This window comes from Marisediminitalea sp. (genome assembly GCF_984433645.1).
The window spans coordinates 1-7,414 of sequence record NZ_CFIDRX010000199.1 but is presented as its reverse complement, the minus strand read 5'-3'; the positions used below and the strand labels follow the sequence as shown (position 1 = coordinate 7,414).

Below are 7,414 nucleotides of genomic sequence, written 5' to 3'. Positions count from 1 at the left end.
GGTAACATGGAACTGCACCTGAACCGTAAGATAGCCGAGAAGCGTGTCTTCCCTGCAATCGACTTCAACCGTTCAGGCACGCGTCGCGAAGAATTGCTGACCGGTCAGGATGAACTGCAGAAAATGTGGATCCTGCGCAAGATTGTTCATGAGATGTCTGAAATTGACGCCATGGAGTTTTTAATCAATAAACTGTCAATGACGAAGACCAACGACGAGTTCTTCGATGCGATGAAGCGTCAGAAAAGTTAATCCACTTTTCCACGTAAACAAATATTAAAGCCGCTGAAATTTCAGCGGTTTTTTTTTCTGTAATACCTGAGCTGTTCAGGTATAGTGGAATGTACTCTATCCTGAACATTCGGAAATTGTATGCGAAAGTTATCGATGTTATTCGCCCCTCTTTTTTTCTCTGTTGCTGCCGCAGCCCAATCCGCTGACGTAGACCGCCTTGCCGACTCGGTAGAAGCTGATGTTATAGCCTGGCGTCATCACTTGCATCAGTATCCGGAACTGTCTAACCGGGAATTCAAAACAGCAGAATACGTCGCTAAATTTTTGCGTTCACTGGATCTTGAAGTCACTACTGGTGTGGCAAAAACCGGTGTGGTTGCCGTGTTGGACAGTGGCAAGCCCGGCCCGGTAGTGGCCTTACGTGCCGATATGGACGGCCTGCCTGTTCCTGAGCAAAACGACCTTGCATGGCGCTCAACCCAGCGCGGCGAATTTAAAGGGCAGGATGTGCCGGTAATGCATGCTTGCGGTCACGATACGCACATGGCCATGCTCATGGGGACTGCCAGCGTATTAACTGCAATGAAGGATCAGCTAAAAGGCAAAGTGAAGTTTATATTCCAGCCTGCCGAAGAAGGTGCACCTCCGGGTGAGAAGGGCGGAGCTGAAGTGATGGTGCAGGAAGGCGTATTAAAGAATCCGGATGTGGATGTGATTTTTGGTTTACATATCAGCGCAAACGCCGACGTGGGTACTGTGAGTTATAATCCGGGCGGCACTATGGCCGCTGTGGATCCCTTTAAGATCGTTATTCATGGCAAACAAGCGCATGGCGCCTATCCCTGGAAGAGTGTGGACCCCATCACCACCGCGGCGCAAATGATCATGTCATTGCAAACCATTGTGAGCCGTGAACTCAAGCTTATCGATGACGCTGCAGTTGTCACAATTGGCTCAATTCACGGTGGTAATCGGTCTAACATCATCCCGAATGAAGTTGAAATGGTGGGCACAATTCGAACGCTGAACCATGCTGCTCGTGAGCATGTATACGAGGCCATGGCAAGAAAAGTGAAAGGTATTGCAGATAGCATGGGCGCCACAGCGGAGCTCACACTGCCATTGGATTACAACTATCCGATTACTTTCAATGACCCGGCACTGACGGCAAAAATGCTGCCTACTGTTGAGCGTACAGCCGGAAAAGAAAATACCATTCTGGCCAAGCCGGTAACAGGCGCAGAGGATTTTTCCTTCTATCAGGAGCAGGTGCCTGGTTTGTTTATGTGGCTCGGCGGTAAACCGCTTGATGTACCTGTAGCAGATTCACCAGCACACCATACGCCAGAATTTTACGTAGACGATTCAGGTATGAAACTGGGCGTTCGAGTGATGGCTAACCTAACCCTCGATTACATGGCGCAACACGGCGAGTAATTCACACTAGCATCAAGAGCGAACATGGGGAAATACTTGCTAAGTCCATGGGTTCTGATTGCCATTGGAGCCTGTGTAAATCTATTACCTGAGCCAATAGACAGTCAGGGCGTCATCTTTTTCGGTGGTGGTTTTGCCGTCACTGTTGCGCTGCTGTGCTCGACAAGATTGACACTGCTGGCAATTGCTGTGGTTTATGGCGTATTGTTTTTGAAAGGGCATGACTGGACCTTAGTACTGTTTCTGGCCGGTCAGCCTTTGCTGATGAATCTGCTCTATGAACGTCAGGACACGCTGAACCCACTCAAAGTCGGTCTTGGGTGGTGGAGCGCGTTTACCGTCCCCATTTTTGCTGTGCTTATCATCTTGCATTTCAATGGTCGTCCGGACACTGCGTTTACCGCCTATATTGTGACGTGGCTAAGCGGGGCGTTTTCCTGTTTGTTTGGGCACTTGTTATTCTTGTTCGCGGTTCGTCGAATTGACATAGGCTATAAGCTGAAATTCAATGTCGAAGTCCTGTTTCGATATATGTTCTCGGCGTCCTTCTTTTTCGTCATCCTTTCCATGACGTATGTATATGTCGGCCAGCTTCAGCGTCAACAGGCGGCGCAAGTCAACAGTTACATGGTGCACCGGTCTCAGGTAATGGCCGAAGAACTGTCATCGTTCCTGGACCGCCATGCCATGGCAATAACCAGTGCCGCGCAGTCAATTCAAATCGCTACACAATACGGCGCGACGCTCGACCAGGCTGCACCGGCTACTCTGGCTGGTTTGGCAAGAAACCACCCTGACTTCCTGACTTTCCTGCTCGCCAATATCGAAGGAGAGGTCACGCATTCTTATCCAACTAACTTGTTATTCAGAGCCAGACAGCTTGGGCGAGCAGACGTTTCCACGCGCGCTTATTTTACGGAAGCTGTTGCTACTGGCAGTACCTATGTCTCTTCAGCTATTCAGGGACGAGGCTTCGGTGATGATCCCATCGTGGCTATTTCCAGCCCAATTCGCGACGCAGAAGGTGCAATTGTGGGCATCATTGAAGGGTCTTTGAACCTGAGTAGTTTCATGGAGTACGACAGTCGCAACCTGGCGCTGTTTTGGGCTATATACAGAGACAATGCCGGCACGGTTGTCTATGCGTCGCCGGAATTGCAGATCAATCCACTGGATAAGCCTGACATGGATTTTTGTGCTGACTATGAATGTCAGGAGCGTGTGGATTTCCTGGACCGGAATTGGTTTGTGTCTCAGTCACTGGAGTCGACCTATGGCTGGTCGATTACGATTCTGTTTGAGCAGGGTAGTTTTGTGGCAATGAGTACCAGTTATCTCAGGTGGGCGCTGATTTTGCTCTGTTGCCTGACACTCCTTGGGATTTTCCTGGGGGGGAAAGTGGCAAGGATATTTGCTAATCCTATCAGGGAGCTGATGCTAACCTTTGCAGGTTATTCGCCCGAAAAACAAGTGCCACGCCAAACGTTTGCCAGCGATACCATGCAGCTCACTGAAATTTCCGGGCTGGGTAATGAGTTTCACGAGCTTGGCGAGCGACTACTGAGTGCTTTTAGCGACCTGAATGAAGCCAGGAAACGACAAGGCGTGTTGAATCAGGAGTTGGAAGAACTCAATCGCACCCTGACCGAGCGGGTCGAAGAAAAAACCGCCTCTTTGGTCAAAGCGTTAGCTCAGGCAGAGGCTGCGAGTGTCGCCAAATCGCAGTTTCTGGCCAATATGTCACACGAAATTCGCACCCCCATGAATGGCATACTGGGCACCTGTGAAAATTTACTCGAAAAGCCACTAGAGCCCCATATTGGAAACCGTCTGCAGGTGATTATGCAGTCCGCTTCTAACTTGCTGTTGATCCTCGACAGTATTCTGGACTGGTCGAAAATTGAAGCCGGCAAGATGAAGGTTACCCTGCATCCTATGTCGCCCAAAAAAGTGATCAACGCCTGTATTGAAATACATCGTCAGGCAGCAACCCGTAAACAGATCCGCTTAGACGTAAAATGGTCTGACTCGGTACCAGACATGCTCAAAGGCGATGCTGTGAAGATTAGTCAGATACTGAATAACTTGCTGAGTAACGCGGTGAAGTTTACCGCTATTGGCGGCGTTACAGTGCAGTTGGACTATATAGACGGTAAATTGAAAATCACCATACAGGACACGGGGATAGGTATCGACAAGTCAGAGCAATTTAAAGTCTTTGATCAGTTTGTTCAGGCCGATGCCACTACCTCACGTCAGTTCAGTGGCACCGGATTGGGACTGGCGATTACCAGCAAGCTGGTAGAGTTGATGTCGGGTAACATCAAACTCGACAGCGAGCTGGGATTGGGCACCACATTTACCGTGTCTTTGCCGATGGCGGCAACCGACTTTGTAGAGCCGATATTCGACGAAACGCGTTTAGTTTTGCCAGCAGGGCTGAAAGTGCTGATAGTTGAAGACAACGATATTAATGCTGAAATTATTATCGACATGCTCAAAGACGCCAAGACCAAATGCATAAGGGCAAAAAATGGTAAGGAAGCCCTCGACGTGATTGCACGGGTCGCGTTTGATTTGGTGCTTATGGATTGCCAAATGCCCATTATGGACGGTTTTACGGCCACCCGGGAGATTCGGGAAATGGACGATGACAAAGCATCGATACCGATTGTTGCACTGACTGCAAATGCGTTCGAGGATGACAGAAAGGCCTGTCTCGCAGCTGGCATGAATGATTATCTTGCCAAGCCGGTGCGCCGTGCCGACTTGTTTCAGTTAATTATTCAATATACCAGCGGTAAGTAACAGCGCGCTATTTTTGCTCAATCAGAGATTGTCTGAAAGCTTGAGCGGACAAGCTGATAGGTCGGCGCTTGTTAGTGACAACCTGCCAGTTACTGTGCAGCGGGAAGTCGCGAACCTTAAGGATTTTGACGTTGTCAGTCGATGCCTGAGCCAGTGTGTGCTGTGACAATACGGCTAATCCCATTCCCGCTGACACCGCTAATCTAATGGCCTCATTACTTTCTATTATCATGGTGTTGTTCAACGACACGCGTTTTAAATCGCAGTACTCGTCGAGGGTACGACGCGTGCCGCTGCCTTTTTCCCGTAGCAGAAACTTCTGATCAACCAGCTCACTCAGCAAACAGTCGTCAGGGCCATCATAATTAGCCGGGGCAATAATCACTAACGGGTTTGACATGAAGGGCACACATTCCAGATCTTCGTCTTCAGGCGGATATGTGAAGATGTACAGGTCGTCCCGGTTTTGTGACAGACGCTCTATAATTTGCGCGCGGTTCCCAACGGTAAAGCGCACATCAATATTGGGGTGCTGATTACAAAACGGGCTCAAAAAGGGCGGAATGATGTACTTGGCAGTGGTCACCACTGCGAGTTTAAGTGAACCAACCTCAACGCCCTGTAAAGCACTGATTTGACTGTTGAGCTTTTCCTGCGAAGTAAGGACTTCCTGAGCGCAGCGATACACCGCTTCCCCCGCCTCGGTTAACTGAATTTTGCCTTGATAGTGTTCTACCAGCGGCAAGCCAACAATACTGGTTAGCTTTTTTAACTGCAGTGACACCGTTGGCTGAGACAGTGATAATGCATTTGATGCGGCGGTGACGGATCCACTGTCTACGACCTGTTGAAAAACTTCTAGTAAACGAAACGTCAGGGTATTCATGAACGGCTCACTCTGAAAATATTGATATAAAAATAGAACAAAAATGCATTTATTTCTATCTATATTTTGTCGGACGTGTCTATGAGGGGCAACCGCTATGGGTTAAAGCCAGTAATTCCCGGGCTCTGTTGCAGTTTCTGCTTGCCAGTGAAATACACAGAAATATAGACATTGGGCCAGGCTGGCTATGGGCAAACGAGCGAAAATACGCTAATATCGGCCGCTTTTCGAGCGCTGTGTATTATTCCAGCACCTGTTGAATACAGCTAGCCAGTGAGGACAGCATCATGGCAAAAGTCGCGATCGTTATGGGGTCTACATCAGATTGGCCTACCATGCAGAATGCCGCGTTAATGTTAAAGCAATTTGGCGTCGAGTTTGAAGCCCAGGTTGTATCGGCTCACCGTACTCCGAATCTGCTGGTAGAGTTTGCCGAAACGGCGGAAGAGAAAGGCTTTTGTGCCATTATTGCCGGCGCCGGTGGTGCTGCGCATCTACCGGGTATGATTGCCGCACACACACACCTGCCAGTCTTTGGTTGTCCGGTAAAGTCGAAGGCGTTAAACGGCCTCGATTCACTGCTTTCTATTGTGCAGATGCCTAAAGGCGTCGCAGTAGGCACGCTAGCGATCGGCGAGGCGGGTGCAGCGAACGCGGGCTTGTTGGCTGCGCAAGTGGTTGCACTTCAGGATGCCGATGTTCGTGACGCTGTGATTGCGTTTAGAAAAGCACAGACCGACACGGTGTTAGCAAGCGGTAAACTGGAGTTATAAACATGCAAGTGCTGGTATACGGTGCCGGACAGTTGGCACAAATGATGTATTTGGACGGTGCTGCTTTAGGGATTGATGTACAGGCAGTTGATGTTAGCAATAACACGGTTGTGCATCCGGTGAGTAAACAACCTCTGGATTGCTCACTGGAACAAGCTATTGAACGCGCAGATGTCCTCACCGTCGAATTTGAGCACGTGCCTGAGGCGTTGCTCGAGACCGCTGAGCAATCCGGCAAGCTGCATCCGAATAAAGACGCCATTTTGGTTGGCGCAGATCGGGTGCGTGAAAAAGCATTGCTTGAACGCTTGAATATTCCGAATTGTGCTCACCGCATTGTTACCGATTTAACGCAACTCGATGAGTGTGTTGAAGCACTGGGCGAACGTCTGATTATAAAAGCCAGTCGCGACGGGTACGACGGCTACGGTCAGTGGCGCTTGAGCCAAAAAGCCGATTTACCGGCACTAAAGAAACAGCTTGAAGGGCTGGATCTGGTTCGGGTACCACTGGTAGTAGAGCAAATGCTGAAGTTCGACCGTGAAGTGTCACTGATTGGTGCTCGCAACGTGAGCGGCGATATCAAAGTGTACCCACTGGCAGAAAACCTGCACCACCAGGGCCAGTTACATGTATCTGTTGCACCAGCAACAAATAGCGATGATGCGCTTACCGCCAAAGCGCTGGAGATTTTCAGTAAGCTGGTGGAAGGCATGGATTATGTCGGTGTACTGGCGGTTGAATTGTTCCAGTGTGGCGACACATTACTGGTTAACGAACTGGCTCCGCGGGTACACAACTCCGGTCACTGGACCCAGGCCGGTGCCGATACCAGTCAGTTTGAGAATCATTTACGTGCTGTGCTGGATTTGCCGTTGGGTGATACTACGAACATCGGCGGCGATGCTGCGGTAAGTGCCATGGTGAATATCATTGGTTGCGACGACCACGATTTGGCGCTGTTGGGTCTGCCAGGCGTACATTTTAATTGGTATGGCAAAACGGTACGCAACAAGCGCAAAATGGGTCATATCAACGTAACAGCGTCGGGCTATAAGGCATTGGGCAGTAAACTGGAGCAACTTTCCGGCTATTTGTCTGCTGATCATTTCCCCGAATTAGTGGATGAAGCCGCTCGCTTGCAAAAGTAAGCTTGACATTCACGCCGTCCAGCATAAAATGCAGCGCGCTTACCGAGAAGGTAGGCGCACAAAATTAATGGGCCGACTTAGCTCAGTTGGTAGAGCAACTGACTTGTAATCAGTAGGTCGCCAGT

5 protein-coding genes and 1 pseudogene are annotated in these 7,414 nt (G+C 49.6%); 5 read left to right on the top strand and 1 reads right to left on the bottom strand.

Annotated features, from left to right (window positions below; all coding sequences use genetic code 11):
- From rho to AC4MRN_RS18170, 3 genes and pseudogenes are all read left to right on the top strand, one after another.
- A pseudogene (gene rho, locus AC4MRN_RS18180) lies at positions 1-252 on the top strand (transcription termination factor Rho); the annotation flags it as partial.
- 120 nt (positions 253-372) lie between these two features.
- Entirely contained in the window at positions 373-1,671 is a 1,299-nt protein-coding gene (locus tag AC4MRN_RS18175) for an amidohydrolase (RefSeq protein WP_491204079.1), read from the top strand.
- Positions 1,672-1,695: 24 nt separating this feature from the next.
- Positions 1,696-4,479 (top strand): ATP-binding protein, encoded by a 2,784-nt coding sequence (locus AC4MRN_RS18170; RefSeq protein WP_491204078.1) that lies wholly within the window; start codon positions 1,696-1,698, stop codon positions 4,477-4,479.
- Between the two features lie 7 nt (positions 4,480-4,486).
- Here the strand turns inward: AC4MRN_RS18170 and AC4MRN_RS18165 are convergent, their stop codons facing one another.
- The gene (locus AC4MRN_RS18165; RefSeq protein ID WP_073324369.1) at positions 4,487-5,365 is read right to left on the bottom strand and encodes a LysR family transcriptional regulator; all 879 of its coding nucleotides are present in this window, start codon (positions 5,363-5,365) and stop codon (positions 4,487-4,489) included.
- A 287-nt stretch (positions 5,366-5,652) separates the two neighbouring features.
- On the opposite strand from AC4MRN_RS18165, the gene purE reads away from it, so the two are divergent.
- Positions 5,653-6,138, top strand: a complete 486-nt coding sequence (purE, locus tag AC4MRN_RS18160) for a 5-(carboxyamino)imidazole ribonucleotide mutase (RefSeq protein ID WP_073324370.1) — start codon at positions 5,653-5,655, stop codon at positions 6,136-6,138.
- 2 nt (positions 6,139-6,140) lie between these two features.
- The gene (locus AC4MRN_RS18155) at positions 6,141-7,289 is read left to right on the top strand and encodes a 5-(carboxyamino)imidazole ribonucleotide synthase (RefSeq protein WP_491204077.1); all 1,149 of its coding nucleotides are present in this window, start codon (positions 6,141-6,143) and stop codon (positions 7,287-7,289) included.
- The last annotated feature ends 125 nt before the right edge of the window (positions 7,290-7,414 follow it).

Excerpts from the sequence above, each read along its gene's own strand:
- AC4MRN_RS18155 (WP_491204077.1), top strand. The coding sequence starts at position 6,141 with ATGCAAGTGCTGGTATACGGTGCCGGACAGTTGGCACAAATGATGTAT.
- AC4MRN_RS18165 (WP_073324369.1), bottom strand. The coding sequence starts at position 5,365 with ATGAATACCCTGACGTTTCGTTTACTAGAAGTTTTTCAACAGGTCGTA.
- AC4MRN_RS18175 (WP_491204079.1), top strand. The coding sequence starts at position 373 with ATGCGAAAGTTATCGATGTTATTCGCCCCTCTTTTTTTCTCTGTTGCT.
- AC4MRN_RS18170 (WP_491204078.1), top strand. The coding sequence starts at position 1,696 with ATGGGGAAATACTTGCTAAGTCCATGGGTTCTGATTGCCATTGGAGCC.
- purE (WP_073324370.1), top strand. The coding sequence starts at position 5,653 with ATGGCAAAAGTCGCGATCGTTATGGGGTCTACATCAGATTGGCCTACC.